The organism is Streptomyces sp. NPDC005494 (assembly GCF_042872025.1).
GTDB lineage: Bacteria > Actinomycetota > Actinomycetes > Streptomycetales > Streptomycetaceae > Streptomyces.
In genome coordinates, this window is sequence record NZ_JBIAJR010000005.1 from 194912 (window position 1) to 218065 (window position 23154).

Sequence of the window (23154 nt, forward strand, 5' to 3'; positions counted from 1 at the left end):
TGTTATCAACCTCCGAGACCTCTGGTGCCCGGCAATCCATTTCCTACACACACGTGTTCGTGAGGAGAATTTCGAGGCCTTCCCGTGACCATGTGGGGCCTCCGGTCCGGGCCGCGGCGGCGGCCCGGACCGGAGGTGTGGTCAGACCCCCGCGGGTTCCTTCGCCGAGGCCCCGCCCGATGCCGCGGCGGGGCCGGTGGCGGCCACCGTGGAGGGGACGGGTTCCTGGGAGACGTTGAACTCCGCCAGCAGCGCCTTGCTGAAGCCGAAGAAGTACGTGGCGACGAAGCCGGCCACATAGCCGACGAGCAGACCGCCCGCGTAGACGGCGATCGTGGAGCCGAGGCCGTGGTTGCCGTCCAGGAGCGGGAACAGCGCCCAGCCTGACGGGCCGATGGCGGTCGAGCCGACCGAGTCGCCGAGCTGGTTGAACAGGCCCACGAAGCCGCCGCCGAACGCGCCGCCCACACAGGCCGTGATGAACGGGCGGCCCAGCGGGAGCGAGACGCCGTAGATCAAGGGTTCGCCGACGCCCAGGAGGCCTGCGGGCATGGCGGACCTGATGGTCTTGCGGATCGATTCGTTGCGCGGGAGGCGGAGGTAGACCGCGGCTGCCGCGCCGACCTGGCCGGCACCGGCCATGGCGAGGATCGGGAGCAGGACCGTGAAGCCCTGCTGTTCGATCAGGGTCGTGTGGATCGGGATCAGGGCCTGGTGCAGGCCCAGCATCACCAGGGGCAGGAAGAAGCCGCCGAGCAGGAAGCCCGCACCCGCGCCGCCCGTGGAGAGCAGCCAGTCGGCGAAGGTGCCGATGGCGGAGGAGACCTCACCGGCCACGTACATCAGGCCGAAGATCGTGACGAGGCCGGAGATCAGCACCGTGAGCGTCGGGGTGACGAGGACGTCCAGCGCCTCGGGCACCCAGCGGCGGCACCACTTCTCGACGTACACCGCGAGGACCGCCGCACCGAGCGCGCCGAGGACGCCGCCCTGGCCGGGGGAGAGGGTCTGGCCGAAGGCGTCGATGTTCGCGACGCCGGGGAAGACGATGATCGCCGCGACCGCACCGCCGAGGATCGGGGTGCCGCCGAACTCCTTCGCGGTGTTGTAGCCCACGAAGACCGCGATCAGGGCCATGAAGCCGGAGGCCATCGCCGCCAGGGCGGGGGTGACCGAGGTGAGCCAGCCGAGGTTCACCAGCAGGCCGTTGAGTCCGGCGATGATGCCGCAGCCGATCAGGGCGGGGATCAGCGGGACGAAGATGTTCGCGATCCTGCGCAGGAAGAGCTTGAACGGGGTGGCGTTCTTCGCCTTCTGCTGTGCCTTCAGGGCCGCGCCCTTGTCGGCCAGCTCCTCGGCGGTGTGGACGGCGGGGGCCTCGGACGCGCGGCCCTCCTCGACCAGCTGCTCGAACTCCGGGGTGACCCGGGCGACGGTGCCCGGGCCGAGGACGATCTGGTAGGTGTCGTCCTCGACCACGCCCATGACGGCGGGGACCGCCTTCAGGGCCTCGTCGTCGACGAGGGAGCGGTCGTGCAGGCCCAGGCGGAGCCGGGTCATGCAGTGGGCGATCGAGCTGACGTTCGCGGCGCCACCGACAAGCGGCAGGATCGCGGCGGCGGTGGCGCGGTTCTTGTCTTCAGTAGCCATGGTGCGTGGTGCCTTGCTGTGCGGGGAGTGGTGCGTCAGGTGGTGCGGACGGCCGCGAGGGCGGCGCGGAGGTGGCCGTGGGAATCGGCCAGGAGCGTGGCGGCGGTGGGCCCGTCGACCCCGCCGAGGATGGTGAGGATGGCGTTCTTCACCTCGCCGTCGGTGGCGGCGAGCGCCACCTCGATCTCCTCGTCGGAGGCGCCGGTGGCGAGGGAGACGATCCGGCGGGAGCGGGCGCGCAGCTTCTCGTTGGACGCGCGTACGTCGACCATGAGGTTCCCGTACGTCTTGCCGAGCCGGATCATCGTGATCGTCGAGAGCATGTTGAGGACGAGCTTCTGCGCCGTGCCCGCCTTGAGACGGGTGGAACCGGTGAGCAGCTCGGGGCCCACGACGATCTCCAGACCGTGTTCGGCGGCGGCGGCGAGCGCGGAGTCGGCGTTGCAGGAGAGGCCGATGGTGAGCGCGCCCTTCGCGCGGGCGTGCTCGACGGCCCCGATGGCATACGGGGTGCGGCCGGAGGCGGAGATCCCGACCACGGTGTCCTCGGCGGTGAGGCCCAGTCCGTCCAGATCGGCCGCGGCCAGCTCCTTGCTGTCCTCGGCGCCCTCGACGGCCTTGACCATGGCGGACGGGCCGCCCGCGATCAGGCCGACGACCTCGGACGGGTCGGTGTTGAAGGTGGGAGGGCACTCGCTCGCGTCGAGCACGCCGAGGCGGCCCGCCGTGCCCGCGCCGGCGTAGATCAGCCGGCCGCCGCGCGCCATGCGCTCGGCGGTGGCGTCGATCGCGGCGGCGATCCGGGGCAGCTTCTCCGCGACGGCGGCGGGGACGGTGGTGTCCTCGCCGTTCATGATGCGGGCTATCTCCTGGGTGGGCAGCTGGTCGATCTCGGCGAGCTCGGGCCGGAACGCCTCGGTGGTGAGGGTGGCGAGCTCGGCGCGCAGTTCGCCGTAGCCGCCGGGGGTGGCGGCGTCGGCGTCGGTGGTGGAGGACATGGACAGCGGCTCTGCTTTCTCGTGCTCGTACGGCTCTGCGGGTGCGGGGTTGTGGGTGCGGGCCGGGGTCAGCGGCTGCGCGGGGTGTGGCGGTGGGCGAGCGCCTCGTACGACGCGGAGAGCGCCGGCGCGGCCGTCTCGTAGGTGCGCTGGGCGACGCCTATGAACAGGCAGTCCACGACGAGGAGCTGGCTCGTGCGGCTCGACATGGCGGCGGGCCGCAGCTCGCTCTCCCGTGCGGTGGAGGTGGTCAGCAGGTGGTCGGCGTACTGCGAGACCGGTCCGTCGGGGCGGCCCGTGATCGCGATCGTGGTCGCGCCGCGGTCGAAGGCGACGCGGAGGGGCTCGATGACATCGCCCGTGGACCCGGAGTGGGTGATCGCGATGGCCACGTCACCGGAGCGGAGCTGCACCGCGTTGGTCACGGCGAGGTGCGGATCCATGTGGGCGTGGGCTATCAGACCGATGCGGAGCAGCTTCTGCGCCAGGTCCTGGCCGACGAGCGAGGACGCTCCGACGCCGTAGATGTCGATGCGGCGGGCGGTCGAGGCGGCGGCGACCGCGGCCCCGAGCTGCACCGTGTCGAGACCCGCGGCGGTGTCGGCGAGGGTCTGCTGCTCGTCGTAGGCCAGCTTCGCGACGACGTCCGCGATCGGGTCGTCGACCGCGATGTCGGCGGTGACGGCGGGCGCCCGGCCGGACTGCTGGTGCGCGGCGAGCCCGGCGAGCGCGAGGCGCAGGTCCCGGTAACCGGGATAGCCGAGGAGCCGGGCGGTGCGCACGACGGTCGCCTCGCTGGTGCCGGTGAGCTCGGCGAGACCGGTGACGGTGAGGGCGGCGCACCCGGCAGGGTCACCCGCGACCGCCTCGGCGACCAGCTGCATCGAGCGGGTCATGGAGGGCGCGAGGGTCCGCACCTTGGCGGCCAGGGCGGCGGGAGCGGGCGGCGAGTCCGCGCTGAAACTTTCCTTCACGTCATTGGTCACACATGAAAGATATTTTCACGACGAAACCCCGTCAACCCCTCTTTGGTCCCTACCTCTGAAGGATCGAGCCAGGGGCCGCCGGCGGCGGGAGACAATGGGGGCATGGAGTTGAACCGCCTGGAACAGGCACTGCACACCGCGCGTGCGCTGGTGATGGCCGACCTCGTCGCGGGTGACGTCGCCGAGGCCACGATCGTCTCGATGGTCGAGGACGCGGTGACCCACCGGCGGTGGTGGGTCGAGCAGTGGCCCGACGGCGTGTCCTTCGTCACGGGACTGGTGGCGCAGGACGTCCAGGACGCCCTGCTGGAGCAGTACGGCCGCTGGCCCCTGTGCCCCGTGTGCACGGATGAGGGGCCGCACGCGCTGGACGTCGAGCCGGAGCTCGGTCCCGATCCGCACTGGGTCTGCACGAAGGCGACGGTGTCCGTCGCACCGGTCGGCTCGCTGGCACGGGCGCTCGGCCGGTGACCGTCTACATCGACCCGCCGACCTGGCCGGGACATGGGCGCATGTGGTCCCACCTGGTCAGCGACGTGTCCTTCGAGGAGCTGCACTCCTTCGCCGCCACGATCGGCTGCCCGCCCCGGGCCTTCGAGCGCGACCACTACGACGTGCCCGAGGCGCACTACGCGGAGGCGGTGCGCGCCGGTGCGCGGGAGGTCGGGTCGAAGGAGATCGTGCGCCTGCTCACCGAGGCGGGGCTGCGGCGGCCGAAGGGGCGGCCCGCTCCGCGCTGACGGGCGCCGGCGTGCTCGTGGCGATCCGCCGGGACGGCGTGCCGTCGCCGCGCAGCCGCAGGGAGACCGTCACGGCGACCAGGCCGACCACCAGCATCGCGGCGCCCGCCCAGGCGGTGGCCTGGAAGCCGAGGTCCGCGTCGATCACCGTGCCGCCCAGCCACGGGCCGCTCGTGTTGCCCAGGTTGAACGCGGCCGTGGTCGTCGCCCCGGCCAGCGTGGGGGCCGCGCCCGCCACGTTGAACATCCGGGCGTTGAGCGCCGGAGCCGTGTAGAACGCGGACAGCCCGAGCAGGAACGCCAGGCCCACCACCGCGACCTGGTTCGACGCGAACAGGGCCAGCGCCACCAGGAAGACGGTCGAGGCCGCGATGCCGCTCAGCAGCACCCCGAAGAGGTGCGCGTCCGCGACCCGGCCGCCGATCGTCGTACCGATCAGGGCACCGACGCCGAACAGCCCGAGCACCCAGGGAACCCAGCCCGAGTCCAGTCCCGCCACGTCCGTCAGCAGCGGCGCGAGATAGCTGAACGCGCAGAACACCCCGCCCGCGGCGAGCGCGGTGATCACGATCGACAGCCACACCTGGCGGTCCTTGTAGATCGCCAGCTCCCGCTTGAGCTGGGGCTTCTCGTCCGGCAGCGGGATGCGCGGGATGCGGGTGACGACACCCACGAGGGCCACGGCGGACGCCGCGCCCACCGCCCAGAACGCAGAGCGCCAGCCGAAGCTCTCGCCGAGGAACGCGCCGAGCGGCACCCCCAGCACGTTGGCGATCGACAGCCCGCCGATCATCACGGCCATCGCCCTGGCACGCGCGTTGACCGGCACCATCGCGATGGCCACGGCCGCGCCGACCGCCCAGAAACCGGCGCACGCCAGCGCACTCACCACCCGGGAGACGAACAGCACCTCGTACGTCGGTGCCAGCGCGCCCGCGATCTGCCCCAGTCCGAAGACCGAGATCAGCGCGATGAGGGTGGTGCGGCGTGGCAGCCGCAGGGTGGCGACGGCGAGCAGCGGGGCGCCGATCACCATGCCGATCGCGAAGGCGGATATCAGCAGTCCGGCCTTCGGGATCGACACGTCCATGTCGGCGGCGATGGGTGGCAGCAGCCCGGACAGCATGAACTCGCTGGTACCGAGGGCGAAGACCGAGAGGCCGAGGATGTAGACGGCCATCGGCATGCGGCGGCTGGAAGCAGAGTCGGGCATGACAATGCCCAACAGTGATCCTTGTCCGGTCATTCCCCTGTCTCAGTGGGTGAGAGGGGCGGTGGGGCAGCGGTTCATCGGGTGCGTGGGCCGATCAGGCAGCGATTCGGTGGTGACTCCCGGCGCGGGCGGCGCTCAGTGGCTGAGCAGGTCCAGCTCGGTCGTCAGGTTCTGCCGGGCCCTCGGCTCCCACTCCGCCGCGCCGTAGGGCGTGCGGAAGAGCCTCGGCAGCTCCAGCAGCTGCCGCAGCACCGCAGACCGTCCCTCGCGGAAGGCGTCGTCGGGGACGAAGCCGTACTCCTCGCGGACCTGCGCCGCGTAGGCCGCGTACTCCTTCGGGGCCGCGGCGAGGATGGCGAGGTCCGCGTCGCACAGCACCTCGCCGTTGGTGTCACCGTCCGCGGGGTCGTGGGTGACGGTGAGCCGGACCAGCCGGGCGACCTCGGCCGTCGCCGCGTCGGGGAGACCCGCCTCGGGCAGGGCCCGCTCGGCGAGTGCGGCGCTGCGCTCCTCGTTCTCGGTGCGGTCGGGGCGGTAGACCGCGTCGTGGAACCAGACCGCGAGGCGCACCAGGTCCGGGTCGGCGGCATGGCCGGCCAGGGTGTCGACGCGGTCCAGGACCTGCGTCAGGTGGGCGGTGGTGTGGTAGCGCCGCTGGGGCTCGGCCCAGCGGTCCAGGAGGTTGTCGGCGTACGGGCCCGGGTCGGGCCCGTCACCCGCCCCGCCGCGCACGGCGAGCAGGGTGTCGCACCAGCGTCCGCGGAGTGTGCCCGCGGTGTGCGTGCGTGCGGAGGTGCCGCTGACGGGTGCCTCGGGGGCGCTGTCGCTCATACGCCGAGGGTAGGACGTACGGCCCGCGTGCAGGCGCCGTACGTCCTGCCCGGCCCCCGCCCCGGCCGAAGGGGCGGGGGTCCGGGGTCAGTGGCCGGGCGCGGTGTCCAGCGCGAGTGCCGCGTACGTCGCCAGCCAGTGGTCCGAGGAGAAGTCGCCGGAGGACACCGTGGGCAGGCCGAGCGTGAGGTGGGCCTCGGCCGACGCGAGGAGGGCGGTGCGGGCCGGGCCGTCCGGCAGCGCGCCGGCGATCGAGCGGAGGGCCGCCGCGCGGCTCAGGGTGAGACCGAGGAGATGGCCGATCTGGGGATCGGCGTGATCGGAGACCACCGGCGGGTCGAGCAGCGTGGAGTCGGGCGTGTCGCAGACCAGGGCCGGCAGGAACACCGCCATCCAGGCACGGAACTCCTCCACCGGCAGCACCCGCCGCATTGCGTCCGCCTCGGCGAGCGCGGGGGAGAGGAAGTCCTGGCCGGAGGGCTCCCAGTGGGCGGGGGCGTCGTGGTCGCCGGTGAACCAGGTCCGCAGCCGGTCCGCCGCCGCGTCGAGGACCGACTGCGGCAGTCCTGCTGCCGAGCCCGCGTCGAGGACCAGGCCGAGACCGAACGCGCTGTTGTTGTGCACGCCGTGGCGGACCGGGTACGTCGCCTTCGGCAGCCAGTCGGCGAGCAGGTCGCCGACCGCGGCCACGCCCGGAGCCAGCGCGTCGGCCCAGCGGTCGCCGTCAGGCGTCGCGAGGGCCCTGCACTCTCCTGCGAGCGCGATCAGCCACGCCCAGCCGTAGGGACGCTCGAAGTGCGGGCGGCCGCGCAGGTAGGCCGCCTCGACGGCGATGTTCTCGGGGGTCAGGTGGGCGTCGAGCACCTCACGGACGCGGGTGAGGAGACCGGTCGGGAGGTCGCCGGTGGTGGAGAAGCGGCGCATGAGGCGCACGAGCAGCCAGTGCATGTGCACCGTGGAGTGCCAGTCGTAGCCCCCGTAGAACGCGGGGTGCAGCGTGCGGGGCGCGACGAGTTCCTCGGGACCGGCGTAGAGGTGGGCGGGAGCGTTGGGGTATTCGCGTACGACGTTGGCGAGGGCCAGTTCCGCGAAGGGGACGGCGTACGCGGGAGGGAGCGCGGGGAGCATCGGGCGGGACTCCAGAGGGGGTGGTCGAGCGGCTCGGGTCAGGGTGCGGCTCGGTCGGCGTGGCGGAGGGCGAGGGCTCGGGGTGCGGGCTGCGGGGTGTACGAGGTGCGGCGGGGTGCGGGGGCTCGGCGTGGCGGGGTGCGGGGTGTGCGAGGTGCGGGTCAGAAGGCGAAGAGCGCCATGATCGCGATGTTGCAGACCAGCAGGGCCGCAGCCGTGGGCAGCTGGGCCTTGATCGGGCCGTACTGGTCCTTGAGTTCGAGGAGCGCCGCCGGGACCAGATTGAAGTTGGCGGCCATCGGCGTGACGAGCGTGCCGCAGAAGCCGCACAGCATGCCTATCGCGAGGACGGCGGGCGCGTTCCCGTTCATCTGCTCGATGAGGACGGGCCAGCCGATCGCGGCGGTCATCACCGGGAAGGCGGCGAAGGCATTGCCCATGACGATGGTGAACAGCGCCATGCCGCAGCAGTAGACGGCCACGGCCAGGAGCTTCTGACCGTCCGGCAGCACCGCCTCGGTGATCCTTCCGACCTGCTCCCCGACACCGGCGGTCTGGAAGATCGAGCCGAGGACGGAGAGCAGCTGAGGCAGGATCAGCGCCCAGCCCATCGACTCGAGCATGTTGCGGCCGGAGTGCAGCGGCACGGAGATCTTCCGCTCGCGCAGGAGGACCATGCCTACGACCAGCGCGGCGACAGCGCCGGCGCCGAGGCCGAGAATGGTTTCGTATCCCGGCTCCAGGACCGGTTCGCCACCGATCTTCCAGTTCTTCACCAGCGTCGCGCAGATCATCGCGACCACGGGGATGGTGAGGGCCGGAAGGAACAGCTTGTTGCCGAGACGGGCGGCCGAGGCCGCGCGCTCCTCACGGGGTGGAGTGCGTGACGCGCCCTTGGCGGTGAGACCGCAGCCGCCCAGGACGATGAGGGCGAGGACGGCGACGCCCAGCGGTTCGGCGGGAAGGGACTCGTCGATGACGCCGGTGGAGTAGAAGAACGAGGCGCCCAGCAGGCCCCAGAAGGCGGCGGAGCCGAAGCGCTTGGGGTTGGTGCGGTCCACGGCCATCTGCGCGGCCATGACGAGGAACACCGCGCCGATCAGCCAGAAGAAGTGCTCGGACTTGATCACTTGGCGTCCTCCGTCCGGAGCCCGGCGTGTGTCGTCAGGTCGTTCTCGGCGGCGGCGACGGCGAGTTCGCGCTCCAGCTGCCGGTCCAGGTTCAGCAGGCGGGCCCCGTGGATCAGGAAGGCGCAGATCGCGGAGGGGATCGCCCACAGGGCAAGGTGCAGGGGTTCGAGGTGCTGGTCGTAGGTGGAGTTCACGAAGCCGGTGATCAGCAGGATCGAGCCGATGGCGATGAAACAGTCCTCCCCGAAGAACACGCCGATGGTGTCGGCGCCGGAGGCGTGCGAGCGGACCTTCTCGCGCAGCTTCTGCGGCAGCGGACGGCCCGCCTTGGCCTCGGCCGCCGCCTCGGCCATCGGGGCGATCAGCGGGCGCACGCTCTGCGCGGGGCCACCGATGCTGGTGAGCCCGACGGAGGCGGTGAGCTGCCGGATCAGCAGGTAGAGCGTCAGGAAGCGGCCGGTCGTCAGCTTGCCCAGCTTGCCGATGAGGGTGCGGGCCTGCTCCTGAAGTCCGTAGCGCTCCAGGAGTCCGATGACGGGCAGGGTGACGACGAAGACCGTCACCGAACGGGCGGAGGCGAAACTGTTGCCGAACGCGGCCAGCACCTCCTGCGGCGACAGCTTGCCGAGCAGCCCCGTGATGATGCCGGCGGCACCCACCACGAGCAGAGGATTGCGGCGGGTGGCGAATCCGAGGATCACCACGAGCACGCCGAGGAGAACGATCACGCGTCGGCCTTCTTCCGCGCTGGGACGTGGCGGGGCACGGTCCTGGTCAGACGGGGGTTATTACGCGAGACCTTAGGGTCTTGTTCAACAATCCCACAAGGGTGTGGGATGCATCGATCGGAATCGAGGGCGCCAGAAGGCGGAGGGCGGGCCGTCTGCCCCGATACGTATGCATTGAAGACGTGCGCGGGCGGATCAAGAGGGACTGGGCGGCGTCCGGATCATGGAACGATCCGGGGCTACCGCTCGGTGAGCCGTTGGGCGTACGCCTCCGCCAGCTGGCGACGGGAGTCCTCCAGGTAGAAGGCGAGCATCCGCTCGGCGCCGGCCGCGTCGCCCTTGGCCAGCCTGTCCGTGATCTCGCGGTTGCGGGTGAGGTAGGGCTCGTGGAAGCGGCGGGGGTCGGCCATCACGTGGAAGGCGAGCCGCAGTTCGGCGAGGACGTTGCGCATCAGTTCGTCGGTGCGGGGGCTGTTCGCCAGGCCGGCCAGTGCCTGGTGGAAGCGGATGTTGGCGGTGGAGCAGGCGGCCCAGTCGTCACGGAGCGCGGCCTGCTCGCCCGTCGACACGGCCGCCTCGACAGCCTCCAGGCCGAACGGGGGCTCGCCCAGGGCCCGCAGGGCCGCGCACTCGACCAGGAGCCGCACCCGGTAGATGTCGACCAGGTCGTCCACGGCCAGGATGCGGACGAACACGCCCCGGTTGAGGCGGTGCTCGAGGAGGCGCTCGTGCGACAGCAGGCGGAACGCCTCGCGCAGGGTGTTGCGGGAGACGGCCAGCGCGCCGCTGATGCTCTCCTCGGACAGGCGGCTGCCCGGCGGGAAGTAGCCCTCGGTGATCCGGTCCCGCAGGACGGCGGCGACCCGTTCGGCCGTTCCCGACCGTTCCAGGGAGGCGCTGTGCGTCGCCAGCTCGGAGAGGTCCGGTGTGCCGCCGGTCCGTCCGCCGCCCGTTGTTCCCGCCATGCCCCGTCCCCTGCCTGTCGCGCCTGTCGTACGGTCGTGCCTGCCGCGCCCGTCGTGCCCGCCGGTACGGGAGAGTGGGGTGAGTCTGATGTCCCGTCGGCCGCGCGCGGCGCGCAGTGCTCAGTGAACCGTACGAGGGTCTCAGGAGGCGGGCGGGCTCTTGTCAGATTGTTGAACAATCGCTAGCGTGCGCCCGTGACGGATCTGACGAGTGCGACGCGCCCGGCGCGGCCGATGGACCTCAACGCGGACCTGGGCGAAGGGTTCGGACGCTGGACCCTCACCGAGGACGAGGCGCTGCTGACCTGTGTCACCAGCGCCAACGTGGCCTGTGGCTTCCACGCGGGCGACGCCTCCGTGATGCGCAGGGTCTGCGACACGGCGGCGGAGCGGGGAGTCCGGATCGGGGCGCAGGTGTCCTACCGCGACCTCGCCGGCTTCGGGCGCCGCGCCATGGACGTACCGGCGTCCGAGCTCACGGCCGAGATCGCCTACCAGATCGGGGCCCTGCGGGTCTTCGCCGAGGCGGCCGGCGCGTCCGTCTCGTACGTGAAACCGCACGGCGCCCTCTACAACCGCGTCGTCCGGGACGAGGAGCAGGCAGCCGCCGTCGTCGAGGGGGTGCTGCTCGCCGGAGGCCGTCCGGCGGTGCTCGGACTGCCCGGGTCGCGGCTGCTCGCCCAGGCGGAGACGGCGGGACTGACCGCCGTCGAGGAGGCCTTCGCCGACCGCGCGTACACCCCGCGGGGCACGCTCGTCCCGCGCGGCGAACCGGGCGCGGTGGTGCACGACGCGGACGAAGTGGTGCGCCGCAGCGTCGGGATGGCGGTCGACGGCGCCGTGACCGCTGCGGACGGCGGCCGGATAGCCGTGGCGGCGCGGTCGCTGTGCGTCCACGGGGACACCCCGGGGGCCGCGGCGCTGGCCCGGCGGGTCAGGACCGCGCTGGAGGAAGCCGGCGTGCGCGTACGGGCGTTCACGTGAGCGCCGCGGGGGCGGAGGGCGGCCGGGCGACGGGCGGTGACGGCCTGGGGGGCGGTACGCGCGGCGGCGGTGCGGACGCCGGTGGCATCCGGGTGCTGGAGGCCGGACCGCGGGCGCTGCTCGTGGAACTCGTCTCCGGTGAGCAGGCCGAGGCCTTCCACGCCGAGCTGCTGCGCCGCCGGGCCGCCGGCGAGCTCCCCGCCGTGGCCGAGATCGTCCCCGGCGCCCGGACGGTGCTGCTGGACGGGGTCGAGGACCGCACGCTCGCGGCGCGGCTGAGGTCGTGGACCGTACCGCCGCTGAGCCGTGGGGCGGGCGAGGCCGTCGAGATACCCGTCGTCTACGACGGCCCGGACCTCGCCGACGTGGCCGAGGCGTGGGGCGTCGCCGTCGAGGAGGTGCCGCGCATCCACGCGCGCACGGAGTTCCGGGTGGCCTTCTGCGGCTTCGCCCCCGGCTTCGGATACCTCACCGGCCTGCCCGGTCACCTGAGCGTCCCACGCCGTGCCACGCCCCGGACCCGGGTGCCGGCCGGGGCGCTGGCCCTGGCCGGCCCGTACACCGGGGTCTATCCACGGCCCTCGCCCGGCGGCTGGCAGCTCATCGGGCGGATGCCCGCGCCGGACACCCTGTGGGACCCGGCACGCGAACCGGCCGCGCTGCTCGGCCCCGGGGCCCGGGTGCGCTTCGTGGCGGCGGAGGAGACCCGGTGACCCCGGCGCTCGAAGTAGTGAGGGCCGGGGCACTGACCACCGTGCAGGACGAGGGACGCACGGGCTGGGCGCACCTCGGCGTACCCCGGGCCGGGGCCCTGGACGGGCCCGCCCGGCGGCTGGCCAACCGGCTCGTCGGCAACGCGCGGGACGCCGCGGTCCTGGAGACCACGCTCACCGGCTGCGCCGTCCGGGTCACGGGCGACCGGGCCGTGCTCGCCGTGGTCGGGGGCGCGGGGTGCCGGGTCACCGTGGACGGCCGCCCGGTCGCCTGGGGCGCGCCCGTGCGCGTACCGCCCGGAGCGGTCCTGGATGCCGGGCCGGCGGTGCACGGGCTGCGTGGCTATCTGGCCTTCGCCGGCGGCCTGGTGCCCGAGCCGGTGCTCGGCAGCAGGTCCGCCGACCTGCTCTCGGGACTCGGCCCGCCGGTGCTGCGCGAGGGCGACCTGCTCCCTCTGGGCCCCGCGCGCGGGGCGCCGGCCGCCGACACCGTGCCCTGGCCGGGCGTGCCCGCCGAACTGGTGCTGCCCCTGTATCCGGGGCCGCGCGACGGCTGGTTCACGGAAGGGGCCCTGCGCACGCTGACGAGCGCCGCCTACCGGGTGTCGGAGCGGAGCAACCGCATCGGGCTGCGTACGGAGGGGCCCGCCCTGGCGCGCGCCAGGGACGGTGAACTGCCGAGCGAGGGGATGGTGCTGGGAGCCGTGCAGGTGCCGCCGGACGGGTTGCCCGTGGTGTTCCTCAACGACCACCCGACGACGGGGGGTTACCCGGTCGTCGGCGTGGTCGCGGAATCCGCGCTGGCCGGGGCGGCTCAGGCGGTTCCGGGGACACCGGTGAGATTCGTGCGGGCGTGACGGGAAGCCGGGAGCGGGCATCGGCGAACAGGAGGTGCCGCCGCTTTCGAGGCCCTCGCGAAGCTGCCCGGCATCGTGCTGGACGAGGACGAGCTGGACGCACTCGGGCGCCACGGGATCGGTGTCTCGTACCCCGGCATGTCGTTCGGTCCCGTATTCGAACGAGGCAGCTGCGCCTACCTCGGCCTGCGCCTCGACGGGGTGAAGGGGGGGCGCGCGGTGGGTCGCGAGGTCAAGGGGGGCGAGAAGTACGTGGAGGTCAGGGGCCGCGTGAAGGCCGGCGTGGTGGACGAGATCGGGCAGCGGCCCCGGTGAAGGGCTGAAGGGCGGGCCCCGGGCGGGGGCCGGGCACGCCCTCCCGTTTGCGTTACCGAAGCGTAACTTACTGATGAGTTACCTCGGGTAACTGCTGGGTGCTAGCTTGCGCTCACCTTCATCGGAGCAGGGCGAGGAGTGAGCCGTGAGTCCGCGCAAGATCACCCGTTCGAGCTCGACCGAGAACACCCCCCACGTTCCGGAACCCCGTCGGCAGGGACGCCGTGCGGGGCGCCTCGTCGCCGCTTCGGTGGCCGCGGCCGCCTGTCTGGGCGCGAGCGCCGTACCCGCATCCGCCGCCGGTTCGGAGCCCGTGGTGTCCCGCGGCGTGACCATCCCGGCCTTCTACGACCCGCCCGCGCAGCTGCCCGCGACCGACGGGACCCTCGTCCGCACGGAGCCGCTGCCCCTCGGGCTGAGCCTGCCCGGTCTGGACGGCCGGCGGCTGCCCGGTACCGCGACGCGGCTGATGTACAAGTCCACCGACGCGGGCGGCGGGCCGGTCGCCGTCACCGGCGCGTACATCGAGCCGTCCGCCGCCTGGAAGGGCGGCGGCCCGCGCCCGCTGGTCGCGCTGGCCTCCGGGACCATGGGTCAGGGCGACCAGTGCGCCCCCTCGCTCTCGCTCCAGCACCCGCTGACCATCGGCGAGGGCACGGTGTCCATCGGGTACGACAACCTCGCGGTCTACCGCTTCCTGGCCGCCGGAGCCGCCGTCGTCGTCACCGACTACGCCGGCCTCGGCACGACCGACCGGCTCCACACCTACGTCAACCGCCTCGACGAGGGCCACGCCCTCCTGGACGCGGCCCGCGCGGCCCGCTCGGTCGCCGGCACCTCGCTGACCCCGGAGTCGCGGGTCGGCCTCTACGGCTACAGCCAGGGCGGCGGCGCCAGCGCGTCGGCGGCCGAACTCCAGCCCTCGTACGCCCCCGACGTCAACCTGGTGGGCACCTACGCCGGGGCGCCGCCCGCCGACCTCACCGAGGTCATGAAGGGCATAGACGGCAGCGCCCTGGCCGGGGCGCTGGGCTGGTCCATCAACGGCTTCGCCCAGACCGACCCCTCGCTCCGGCCGGTGATCGACGCGCACACCAACGACGTCGGCAAGGCGGCCCTGAAGGACATCTCGACCATGTGTGTGGGTGACGCGATCCTCGGCTACGCGTTCACCAACTCCAAGAAGTGGACGGCCGACGGCGCGTCCCTCGCCGAGATCATCGCGGCCGAGCCGAAGCTGCAGGCGGTCCTGGACCGGCAGCGCATCGGCAACCTGAAGCCGACGACCCCGGTACGGCTGGCGACCGGCGTCCAGGACGACATCGTGGGCCACAAGCAGGCGAGGCAGCTCGCGGTGGACTGGTGCCGCAAGGGTGCGAACGTGACGTACGAGGCCGTGCACCTGCCCAACCTGGGCGACAAGATCCTCACCAACCACCTCGCCCCCTACCTCACCGACCAGGGCAGCGCCGTGTCCTGGATGACCGACCGGCTCTCCGGCGCGAAGGCCTCCTCCAACTGCTGGTCGATGCCGATCCAGCCCTGACGTCCCACCCCCGTGACCCATGAGGCCGCGGCGTGTCCGTTCCTCGGATGCCGCCGCGGCCTCGCGTATGTTCACGCATGCGTTCCCCTGGGAAGCTGCGCGCCGAGGGGCAGGCCCGTAGTCTGGTTATTGGACTAGACCTGTAGTCCGTAGCCGCTCCGAGGGAATGGAACACCATGAGCAACCGTGCAGTCCTGGAGGTGATCGCCCTCGACGCGGAGGACGCGGTCGCGGCGCAGGCGGGTGGTGCGGACCGCCTCGAACTGGTCACCGACATGGCGGCCGACGGCCTGACCCCGTCGGTGGCGACCTTCTCGGAGATCAGGGCCGCCGTCGACATCCCGCTGCGGGTCATGCTCAGGGTCACGGACGGTTTCGCCGCCGGTGACATCGGTGTCCTGGTGGACAAGGCCCACGCCATGCGTGCCGCGGGCGCCGAGGAGTTCGTGCTCGGCTTCCTCGACGAGGACGGCCACGCGGACCTGGTGGCCGTCGAACGGCTCGTTGCCGAGGTGAACGGCTGTCACTGGACCTTCCACCGCGCCATCGACCGCGCGGCCGACCGCGACGTGCTGCGCAAGCACCTCGCGGACATGCCGGGGCTGGACACCTACCTCACCGCGGGCTCGCCCGACGGTGTCGACGCGGGCATGGACACCCTGCTGGCCGAGGCGGACCGCTCGGACCTGCCCGGCTACGAGCCGCAGATCATGGTGGGCGGCGGCCTGCGCCTGGACCACCTGCCGCGCCTGCGCGCCGCGGGCATCGAGGCCTTCCACATCGGCGGCGCGGCGCGGCCGGGCGGCTGGGACGGCCCGGTGGACGAGGCGGCCGTACGGGAGTGGCGTGTGGCGCTCGGGGGCTGAGGCGGGCCCTGCGGGAGTGAGCGTGCGGTGCTCGGGGGCTGAGGCGGCCCTGCGGGAGTGAGCGTGCGGTGCTCGGCTGCCGGGTGTCCGGTGCGGGGGTGCGGGGGTGCGGGGCCTGGGGCGGGGATGCGGGGGGCCTGGGGCGGGGTCACCCGTTCTCCGGCCCCGGCGTGCCCCGGGCGCCGGACCGGTCTTGAATGCTGCTGAGTGTCCCAGTTGCCCGGCCCCGCACCGGAGTTCACATGTCGCACCAGCAGCCCGCCCGCTCCGGCGCACCCGCGCGCCGGGTGGGGGTGCTGCACGCGACCGGGGCGTGGTGCGCGCGCCACTTCGTGATCGTCATCGTGCTGTGGATCGCCGCGCTCGTCGCGCTCCAGGCGGTGCAGCACACGTACGGAGGCGACTACTCCGACAACTTCTCGATTTCCGGGACCCAGTCCCAGGACGGCCTCGACGTCCTGGAGAAGCACGCCCCCTCGGCCGGCGGCTACAGCAGCCAGGTGGTGGTGCACGACGCGGACAAGTCCCTCAGCGGGCTGAGCAGCGAGATGTCCACCGTGGTCGCCAGCCTCCAGAAACTGCCCGAGGTGCTGTCCGCCCAGAACCCGCTGACCGCGCCGAGCGGCAGCAGCGACGGCGGGCCGGACGTGGGCCCGCTCTCCGCCGACGGGAAGACGGCGTACATCACCGTCCGGTTCAGCGAGCAGCCGTCGAGCCTCGGCTCCGGCTACCTCGACGGCGTGGACTCCGCCGTGCAGCCGCTCCGGTCGGCCGGCGCCGAGGTGGAGTACGGCGGCTCGCTGGGTGAACTGGCCCGGCCCGCGGCGAACGACCGCGTCAGCGAGGCCATCGGGTTCGGGGTGGCCGTCCTGGTGCTGCTGATCGGCTTCGGCAGCCTCCTGGCGGCCCTGCTCCCCCTGATCACGGCCCTCATCTGTGTCGTCTGCGGGCTGGGCCTGCTGGGGCTGCTGGCCGCGGCGACGACCTTCGCCACCGTGTCACCGACCCTGGCCACGATGATCGGGCTCGGCGTCGGCATCGACTACGCCCTGTTCCTGGTCACCCGGCACCGTCAGAACCTCATGGACGGCAGCGATCCGGTCGCGGCGGCGGGCGCGGCCACGGCTACGAGCGGGCGGGCCGTGCTCCTCTCCGGGTGCACGGTGATCATCGCTCTCTGCGGGCTGTGGGTCTCCGGCATCGGCTTCATCGGCAAGCTGGGGGTCGCGGCCGCCGTCACCGTCGTCACGGCCGTGCTCGGGGCGCTCACCCTCGTGCCCGCCATGCTCGGGCTGATCGGGCGGCACATCGACCGGATCCACGTCCGCAAGCCGGTCGCCGAGGTGGAGCCCGGCCCGGAGCCGGGAACGCGGCCCGGTGCGCGGCGGGGTCCGCAGCCGGGTGCACAACCAGACCCGGAGCGGGGTCCGGAGCCGGGTGCACAGGCGGGCCCGGAGCGGGGTCCGGAGCCGGATTCGCAGCAGGGCCCGGGGCGGGGGACGGAGCCGGATTCGCAGCAAGGCCCGGGGCGGGGGACGACGACGCACGGCACCTGGCACCGGTACGCCGAGCGGGTGGAACGCCGCCCGTGGTGGTTCCTGGCCGGCGGGGTCGTCGTCCTGGCCGTCCTCGCCTTCCCCGTCTTCTTCATCCAGCTCGGGCACATCGGCGACGGTGCCGACCCGAAGTCCTTCACCGACCGGCGCGCGTACGACCTCATGTCCTCGGCGTTCGGGCCCGGGTCGAACGGCCCGCTGACCCTCGTGATCGACCAGAGCGACGTGCCGCAGGACGATCGGTCCGCCCTGCAGAGCCAGGCCGGGAAGTCCCTGAGCAAGGTGCCGGACGCGGCCGTCATCACCCCGCTCACCGCCACCTCGGACGGGGACGTCCTGACGGCCACCGCCTATTCCGTCGCCGCACCGCAGGACGAGCGGACCACGAGCCTGGTCAACCACCTGTCGGACGACGTCCTGCCCGACGCGGTCTCCGGCACCGCGGCGAAGACCTATGTGACCGGCACGACGGCCGCCCAGGTCGACTTCCTGGACATCGTCTCCAGCCGGCTGCCGCTGATCATCGCGGTGGTGGTCGGCCTCGCCTTCCTCGTCATCCTCGCCGTGTTCCGCGGGCTGCTCGTGGCCGTCAAGGCCGCCCTGCTCAACGTCCTGTCGATCGCGGCCTCGTACGGGGTCGTGGTGGCCGTCTTCCAGTGGGGCTGGGGCGGCCCCGCGCTCGGCGTCTCCGGGGATGTGCCGATCGAGAGCTATGTGCCGATGATGATGTTCGCCATCGTCTTCGGCCTCAGCATGGACTACGAGATCTTCCTCCTGACCCGGATCCACGAGGCGTGGCTGGCCACGAACGACCCGAAGGCGAGCGTCGCGCACGCCCTGGAGATCACCGCACGGGTCATCACCTGCGCCGCGCTGATCATGGTCAGCGTCTTCGCGGCGTTCCTGATCAGCGACAACATCGTGGTGAAGATGCTCGGCCTCGGCCTCGCCGCCAGCGTCCTCATCGACGCCACGGTCGTGCGCCTGCTCCTGGTGCCCGCCGTGATGACCCTGCTCGGGCGGGCCGCCTGGTGGACCCCGCGGTGGCTGGACCGGCTCCTGCCGCACATCGACGCGGAGGGCTCGGGGGAGGCGGACGGGCCGAAGGCGGCCGGGGACCGCAGGACGTGACCGCTCGGGGCCACCCCCCGCAGGCGTACGCGCCGGTCAGTCCAGCGGGGGCGCCTGGCCCGACTCCAGCACCCGTAGGGCGCGTGACGCGTCGAAGGGCAGGATCGTCACCGCGACGTGCGGCAGCTGGCCCAGCGCGCGGGCCATCTTCTCGCCGGTGCCCCGGTGGAGCACTTTGCCGAGGGCGTTGGCGTACATCCGCCGCGGTACCAGCACCGTCAGCGACGTCTCCCCGTCCGCCGTGGTGCGGGCGGCCAGTTCCCGCATGGCGTGACGCAGCCGGCGGTCCGGACACACGACGAGCTCCAGGGGAACCGACGTCGCCGACGTCCTCTCCCAGGCGGCCGAAAGCCGCCGGGCATGCGCCTCGTCGATCGCGAAGTGCACCGCCCGTACCGTGTCGGGCCGCAGCTCGTGGGCGTACCGCAGGCCCTTCAGCGCCGCCAGGTCCAGCGTGTCGACGAGGACGAACACCTGATGCCGGCGGTCACGCGGCCGGTCCGTGCCCAGGGGCAGCCGGTCCAGCGCGCCCGCCTCCTGCCGGTACTCCCGGTTGATCCGGGTCAGCGCCCAGACGCCGAGCGGGAAGATCACCACGACCAGCCAGGCGCCCTCGGTGAACTTGGTGACCGCGAAGATCAGGACCACTGCCGCGGAGATGACCGCCGCGAGCGCGTTGACCGTGATCTTCACCCGGCGCAGCGGTTCGCGCCGCCGCAGGTGGTACGCGGTGAGACCGGCCCCGGCCATGGTGAAGGCGGTGAACACGCCGATCGCGTACAGGGCCACCAGCCTGTCCACGCTGGCGCCGGTTGCCAGCAGCAGCGCCAGCGAGATGACGGCGAGCGCGATGATGCCGTTCGAGAAGGCGAGCCGGTGACCGCGCCGGGTCAGCACCCGGGGCAGGAACCGGTCCTCCGCGACGAAGCTGGCCAGGAAGGGGAAGCCGGTGAAGGGGGTGTTGGCGCCGGTGTAGAGGATCAGGGCCGTCGCCAGCTGGACGAAGACCAGCCCGGCCGTCCCCAGCGGCCCTTCACCGAACACGAGCCGGGCCTCCTGCGCGATGACCGTCGGGGTCCCGTCGGTGTACGGGACGGCGTGGGTGAAGTGGGCCAGCGTCGAGACGCCGAGGACCAGCACGGCGAGCACGGAGCTCATGGCGACGAGGGTGCGCCGGGCGTTGCGCCCCTGCGGTTCGCGGAACGCCGAGATGCCGTTCGAGATCGCTTCGAGCCCGGTGAGGGACGAGCCGCCGTTGGCGAAGGAGCGCAGCACGATGAAGAGCGAGGCACCGTACAGCCAGCCGTCTCCGGGAGTGCCCAGCGGGACCACACCCGCGGCGTGCAGATCGGCGCGCGGCAGCTCTCCGGTGAGCCCGCGGACGGCGGCCACGAGGAGGACGAGCCCGATGGCGGCCATGAAGAGGTACGCGGGAAGCGCGAACATCCGGCCCGCCTCACGGATGCCGCGCAGATTGCCGTACGCGAGCAGGACGATCACCGCCACGGAGACCGGCAGCTGGAGGTGGTCCAGGCCCGTCCAGTCGTCGCCGACCAGGTGGGCCAGCGAGATCAGGGCGTTGGTGCCGGCCGAGACCTGGACCGCGACGGTGACGATGTAGTCGACGAGCAGCGCCACGGCGGCGATCTGCGCGACGTTCGGGCCGAAGTTCTCCCGGGCCACCACGTACGAGCCGCCCGCCCGGGTGTAGATGGTGAGGACGTCGCTGTAAGAGAGCGTCAGCAGCAGGAGGACCAGCAGGATCGCGCCGGTGATCGGCATGATCATGGTGAAGGCGGCGACCCCCACGACCGGCACCAGGACGCGCAGCATCTCCTCGGAGCCGTACGCCGACGAGCTGATGCAGTCCGAGGCGAGGACCCCGAGCGCCGTCCGGTTGCCCAGCTTCTCGTCGCTGATGTGCTCGGTGGTGAGCGGCTTCCCGAGGAGCCGCCGTTTGACGCGATAGGCCGGCCGGTCGAGAGTCATGCCGTCATCACAACGGGCGCCCGCCCGGGAGCCGGGCAGGCGCCACGGGCGGCCACTCGTCCGGCGTCAGCCGAGCTGTTCCGGCAGCGGTGAGGCGTGGAGGACCACGAGACCCGAGACCGCACGGGTCAGCGCCACGTACAGACGGCGCAGGCCGGTGCGCTCGTCGGGCTCGCCGTCGACCACGGCCGCCGGTTCGTCCAGGACCACGTAGTCGTACTCCAGGCCCTTCGCCAGCGAGGCCGGGACGAGAGTCAGCCGGGAGTCGGCGGTCGTCTCCTCACCCGGGGCGAGGACCGCGTGGCCCGCGGCGGCGAGAGCCGCGGCCAGGGCGGGGACCCGGGCGTCGGCGGCGATCAGGCCGATCGAGCCCTCGTGGCGCAGCGACTCCTCGCACGCCGCGACCACGGCCGCGTCCAGCGCAGCCGCCTCGGGCACCTGCCGTACCGAGAGCGAGCCGGGCGTCTCACGCACCGACTCCACCGGGGCGAGACCGGGGGAGATGGCGGGGAGCAGCCGGGAGGCGTAGGCGATCACCTCGCGCGGCACGCGGAAGCCCGCCGTCAGCTCCTCCACGACGGCGTCCGCCTTGCCGAGATGGAACAGCGCCTGCTCCCAGCTCTGGGTCGACCACGGCGTCGTCCCCTGCGCCAGGTCGCCCAGCACCGTCGCCGAGCCGGTCGAGCAGCGCCGGCCCACCGCGCGGTACTGCATGGGGGACAGGTCCTGGGCCTCGTCGACGACGACATGGCCCAGCGAGTGGGTACGGGCCACGAGGTCGGCCGCCTCGTCGATCAGGACCGCGTCCGCCGCCGTCCACTTCGCCGACTTCACGCTGCGGGCGGGCCTGGCCATCAGCACATGCTTCTGCTCCTCCTCGGTGAGGAGTCCCTCCGCGTGCGTGGCAAGGAAGTCCGCGTCCGTCAGGAGCCGCAGCACGAGCTTCGCCGGGTCCACGGCCGGCCAGATCGCCTTCACGGCCGCCTTCACGGCGGGATTGCGCGCCACCGCGTTCTGCACCCGGTCGTCCGGGGCCTCGCCCGCCTCCTCCATCCGTACGAGGACGGCGTGTGCGATGCGCTGCGGAAGGGCCTCGTGGGCGGCGCCGTACCGGATGTCGCGGGCCAGCAGCTCGTTCACCATCTCCTCGACCTCGTACGCCGGTACCCGCCAGCGACGGGAGCCGCGCACCACGACGACCGGCTCCGTGGGGGGTGTGACGTGGGAGCGGATCGCCCGCCGCAGGACCTCCGCCATGCGGGCGTCGCCCTTGACCACGGCGGAGGCCGACTCGTCCGTGCCCCGCACCTCGACCTGCGCCGTCACCAGGTCCTCGACGGTGGCCTGCTTGACCTCCAGCTCGCCGAGGGCGGGCAGCACCTGCTCGATGTAGTGGAGGAACGAACGGTTCGGGCCGATGACGAGGGTGCCCGTACGGGCCAGCCGCTCGCGGTGCGCGTACAGGAGGTAGGCCACGCGGTGCAGGCCCACGGCCGTCTTCCCGGTGCCGGGGCCGCCCTGCACGCAGACCGTCCCTCCGAGGTCACCGCGGACGATCTCGTCCTGCTCCGGCTGGATCGTCGCCACGATGTCACGCATCGGTCCGACACGGGGCCGTTCGATCTCCGCCTGGAGGAGCTTGCTGGTCTGCTCCTCCTCCGCCGGGTCGGTGAGGCGCTCGTCCTCGTACGCGGTCAGCTCGCCGCCCGTGTAACCGAAGCGGCGCCGGCGGTCGACGTCCAGGGGGTTGTTGCGGGACGCCTGGTAGAACGGCTGGGAGACGGGCGCACGCCAGTCGATGACCATGGGATCGCCGTGGGCGTCGTGGACATGGCGGCGCCCGATGTAGAACTGCTCTCCCTCCGAGCCCTCCGCCTTCTCGGCGCCGACCACGTGCAGGTAGTCGAGGCGGCCGAAGAACAGCGGGGTGTGGGAGAGGTCGGCCAGCGCCTTGATGCGGTCGTCCATCTGGGCCTGGAGGACGGCGGCGTTGACCCAGTTCGCCGTGACGTCACGGATGTCGAGCGCCTGCACGTCCTCACGCATCGCGCGCAGCGCGGCACGGGACGCGGCGAGGTGCGCCCGCTCCCTGACCAGTGGGTTGCTTGATTCTTCGTGCGCGGGCACGGTGTTGCCTCCGGCTTTTCGACGCAGGACGGCGGACAGGGCGCACCGCCCGGTCCGCTCGGGGACGTTCACACACGGATGCGCACGCGGGTGGGCGCGTGCGGTTCCTGTCGGCCGGTTTCCGTCCGGTCGGCGGCGCTCCCCCGGCTGCCGGCCGCTCAGAGAGGCGGGCCGGTACCACGGTGCGGGAGGCGGGCAGACCGGCGATTGTATAGGCCGCTGCCGCCGGGAGCGACCGAATAGATCGTGGCCCGCCCTCCGGCGCCGCTGCCGGCCATCGGCGGCGGCCCGCCCGTACACCGGAGGCGCGGGCGCCGGCATCATCCTCGGCACCGTCATGGGCCCCGGCCCGGCGGACCTGGCGAAGGCGGTGAGGCCGGGCGGAACCTGGTCACCGCGGGCGGGCCGGCCCCCTGGCCCGCCTCGTTCCCGATGAACTGGCTCCTGACGATCCTCGGTTACGCGCCCTGCGAGCACACGCTCGGTCCGACGGTGGTCCGCCGCATCGCCGGGTTCCCGGCCGCCGGTCTGCGCACGCGGGCGCTACGGCCCACCGCCGACCGGGTGTTCGGCCCCGACGACATCGTGGCCGCGCAGGAGTATTTGGAACAGGGCCACCAGGTCGGGAAGATCGCCGTCGCCGTCCGACCGGGGGAGCGGTGGCCCGCACGCGTCAGCCCCGTAGGGGACGGTGTCAGCCC

20 protein-coding genes are annotated in these 23154 nt (G+C 72.7%); 9 read left to right on the forward strand and 11 right to left on the reverse strand.

What is annotated here, in order from left to right; translation table 11 throughout:
* Window positions 1–141: 141 nt before the first annotated feature.
* From ACFYQ6_RS17240 to ACFYQ6_RS17250, 3 genes are all read right to left on the reverse strand, one after another.
* Window positions 142–1650 (reverse strand): PTS transporter subunit EIIC, encoded by a 1509-nt coding sequence (locus ACFYQ6_RS17240; protein WP_388763618.1) that lies wholly within the window; start codon window positions 1648–1650, stop codon window positions 142–144.
* A 35-nt stretch (window positions 1651–1685) separates the two neighbouring features.
* Complete coding sequence (gene murQ / locus ACFYQ6_RS17245; RefSeq protein ID WP_388763620.1) at window positions 1686–2648, reverse strand: N-acetylmuramic acid 6-phosphate etherase; 963 nt, start codon at window positions 2646–2648, stop codon at window positions 1686–1688.
* Between the two features lie 68 nt (window positions 2649–2716).
* Window positions 2717–3634 carry a MurR/RpiR family transcriptional regulator gene (locus tag ACFYQ6_RS17250; protein ID WP_356736905.1) on the reverse strand — a complete coding sequence of 306 codons (918 nt, stop codon included), beginning with the start codon at window positions 3632–3634 and terminating at the stop codon, window positions 2717–2719.
* Window positions 3635–3736: 102 nt separating this feature from the next.
* Here ACFYQ6_RS17250 and ACFYQ6_RS17255 point away from each other — a divergent pair, with 102 nt between their 5' ends.
* The gene (locus ACFYQ6_RS17255) at window positions 3737–4105 is read left to right on the forward strand and encodes a hypothetical protein (protein ID WP_388763622.1); all 369 of its coding nucleotides are present in this window, start codon (window positions 3737–3739) and stop codon (window positions 4103–4105) included.
* On the forward strand, window positions 4102–4374 hold the full coding sequence (locus ACFYQ6_RS17260) for a DUF4031 domain-containing protein (RefSeq protein ID WP_388763624.1): 273 nt from the start codon (window positions 4102–4104) through the stop codon (window positions 4372–4374). The genes ACFYQ6_RS17255 and ACFYQ6_RS17260 overlap by 4 nt, the downstream gene beginning before the upstream one ends.
* On the opposite strand, the gene ACFYQ6_RS17265 is transcribed toward ACFYQ6_RS17260, so the two are convergent.
* From ACFYQ6_RS17265 to ACFYQ6_RS17290, 6 genes are all read right to left on the reverse strand, one after another.
* Window positions 4325–5560: a Cmx/CmrA family chloramphenicol efflux MFS transporter gene (locus ACFYQ6_RS17265; protein ID WP_388763818.1), complete on the reverse strand. Its 1236-nt coding sequence runs from the start codon at window positions 5558–5560 to the stop codon at window positions 4325–4327. The genes ACFYQ6_RS17260 and ACFYQ6_RS17265 overlap by 50 nt on opposite strands.
* A 162-nt stretch (window positions 5561–5722) precedes the next feature.
* Entirely contained in the window at window positions 5723–6418 is a 696-nt protein-coding gene (locus ACFYQ6_RS17270; RefSeq protein WP_361578247.1) for a hypothetical protein, read from the reverse strand.
* Between the two features lie 87 nt (window positions 6419–6505).
* Complete coding sequence (locus ACFYQ6_RS17275; RefSeq protein WP_361578244.1) at window positions 6506–7546, reverse strand: DUF2891 domain-containing protein; 1041 nt, start codon at window positions 7544–7546, stop codon at window positions 6506–6508.
* A 161-nt stretch (window positions 7547–7707) separates the two neighbouring features.
* Window positions 7708–8676: a DUF979 domain-containing protein gene (locus tag ACFYQ6_RS17280; RefSeq protein WP_361578241.1), complete on the reverse strand. Its 969-nt coding sequence runs from the start codon at window positions 8674–8676 to the stop codon at window positions 7708–7710.
* Window positions 8673–9404 carry a DUF969 domain-containing protein gene (locus tag ACFYQ6_RS17285; RefSeq protein ID WP_361578238.1) on the reverse strand — a complete coding sequence of 244 codons (732 nt, stop codon included), beginning with the start codon at window positions 9402–9404 and terminating at the stop codon, window positions 8673–8675. Before ACFYQ6_RS17285 ends, ACFYQ6_RS17280 begins: the two co-directional genes overlap by 4 nt.
* A 239-nt stretch (window positions 9405–9643) precedes the next feature.
* Window positions 9644–10369 (reverse strand): GntR family transcriptional regulator, encoded by a 726-nt coding sequence (locus ACFYQ6_RS17290; RefSeq protein WP_361578235.1) that lies wholly within the window; start codon window positions 10367–10369, stop codon window positions 9644–9646.
* 234 nt (window positions 10370–10603) lie between these two features.
* Between ACFYQ6_RS17290 and ACFYQ6_RS17295 the strand changes: the two genes are divergently transcribed.
* From ACFYQ6_RS17295 to ACFYQ6_RS17325, 7 genes are all read left to right on the forward strand, one after another.
* Window positions 10604–11353 (forward strand): 5-oxoprolinase subunit PxpA, encoded by a 750-nt coding sequence (locus tag ACFYQ6_RS17295; RefSeq protein ID WP_361578689.1) that lies wholly within the window; start codon window positions 10604–10606, stop codon window positions 11351–11353.
* Between the two features lie 92 nt (window positions 11354–11445).
* A complete protein-coding gene (locus ACFYQ6_RS17300) occupies window positions 11446–12066 on the forward strand; it encodes an allophanate hydrolase subunit 1 (protein WP_361578686.1) in 621 nt (206 codons plus the stop codon).
* On the forward strand, window positions 12063–12923 hold the full coding sequence (locus ACFYQ6_RS17305) for a biotin-dependent carboxyltransferase family protein (protein WP_361578232.1): 861 nt from the start codon (window positions 12063–12065) through the stop codon (window positions 12921–12923). Before ACFYQ6_RS17300 ends, ACFYQ6_RS17305 begins: the two co-directional genes overlap by 4 nt.
* A gap of 75 nt (window positions 12924–12998) precedes the next feature.
* A complete protein-coding gene (locus ACFYQ6_RS17310) occupies window positions 12999–13238 on the forward strand; it encodes a hypothetical protein (RefSeq protein ID WP_361578229.1) in 240 nt (79 codons plus the stop codon).
* A 145-nt stretch (window positions 13239–13383) separates the two neighbouring features.
* A complete protein-coding gene (locus tag ACFYQ6_RS17315; RefSeq protein ID WP_388763628.1) occupies window positions 13384–14784 on the forward strand; it encodes a lipase family protein in 1401 nt (466 codons plus the stop codon).
* A 176-nt stretch (window positions 14785–14960) separates the two neighbouring features.
* Window positions 14961–15650, forward strand: a complete 690-nt coding sequence (locus ACFYQ6_RS17320; RefSeq protein ID WP_361578223.1) for a copper homeostasis protein CutC — start codon at window positions 14961–14963, stop codon at window positions 15648–15650.
* Window positions 15651–15892: 242 nt separating this feature from the next.
* The gene (locus ACFYQ6_RS17325; RefSeq protein WP_361578220.1) at window positions 15893–18337 is read left to right on the forward strand and encodes an MMPL family transporter; all 2445 of its coding nucleotides are present in this window, start codon (window positions 15893–15895) and stop codon (window positions 18335–18337) included.
* Between the two features lie 36 nt (window positions 18338–18373).
* Here ACFYQ6_RS17325 and ACFYQ6_RS17330 read toward each other — a convergent pair whose 3' ends face one another.
* A complete protein-coding gene (locus ACFYQ6_RS17330) occupies window positions 18374–20326 on the reverse strand; it encodes an APC family permease (protein WP_361578217.1) in 1953 nt (650 codons plus the stop codon).
* A gap of 66 nt (window positions 20327–20392) precedes the next feature.
* A complete protein-coding gene (locus ACFYQ6_RS17335; protein ID WP_388763631.1) occupies window positions 20393–22453 on the reverse strand; it encodes a HelD family protein in 2061 nt (686 codons plus the stop codon).
* Between the last annotated feature and the right edge of the window lie 701 nt (window positions 22454–23154).